Source organism: Nonomuraea antimicrobica (assembly GCF_039536965.1).
Classification (GTDB): Bacteria; Actinomycetota; Actinomycetes; order Streptosporangiales; family Streptosporangiaceae; genus Nonomuraea; species Nonomuraea antimicrobica.
Genome location: NZ_BAAAZP010000276.1, coordinates 1 through 620, shown reverse-complemented (window position 1 = coordinate 620; position 620 = coordinate 1). Strand labels below are relative to the sequence as shown.

Sequence of the window (620 nt, the reverse complement as noted above, 5' to 3'; positions counted from 1 at the left end):
ATGCTCGCCCTCTGCGCCACGCAGAGCACGACCTGACCAGCAGGAGGACCCATGTCCGTCACCCCAGCCGACGTCATCGGCGAGGTGCTCGACCGAGATGGAAGCCCGGACGAGGTACTGGCCGCGCTCAACAAGGCTGGGATCGCCGTCCTGGAACCACTGGGCGAGTTGGAGCCGCAGTGGCTGCCGACCACGAAGTACGGCCTACAACTGATGCGGCACGCCGCCCGCCTCACAGTCGAGGGCCAGACCTGCGAGGAGATCGCGGCCGAGCTGAACAAGAGCAAGCGGTCGGTACAGCGCTACCTCGCCGCCGCGACGCATTATGGGCTGCTCAACGCCCAGCCCTGCCGGAGGGTGTGATGAACGCCGCGGCGCAGCGGCGCGCGATCTCGGAGGCCGTGGCGGAGCTTGCGCGTCGTGTGTACGCGCGGGACCAGCTCCCGTCGGATGAGCGTCCGGATCCACGCGCGTTCGCGGCAGAAGTCGTCACGGACATGCACGGTCACGGCTGGCGGCTCACCAACGCCGGCCGGCGAAGCCCGTGGATCTCTACGCCCATCCGTGACAACACCGCCACCACGGCGCGCGGCGCCGCTCTGGCGCGGCAGTTACTCGAG

2 protein-coding genes are annotated in these 620 nt (G+C 69.2%); both read left to right on the top strand.

Translation table 11 applies throughout. The features are described 5' to 3' along the window. Positions 1–51 precede the first annotated feature (51 nt). Positions 52–363, top strand: coding sequence for a helix-turn-helix domain-containing protein (locus tag ABD844_RS52590; protein WP_344897769.1), 312 nt, complete (start codon positions 52–54; stop codon positions 361–363). After that, a partial coding sequence (locus tag ABD844_RS52585; RefSeq protein ID WP_344897766.1) for a hypothetical protein occupies positions 363–620 on the top strand: 258 nt, incomplete at its 3' end. The genes ABD844_RS52590 and ABD844_RS52585, both read left to right, overlap by 1 nt.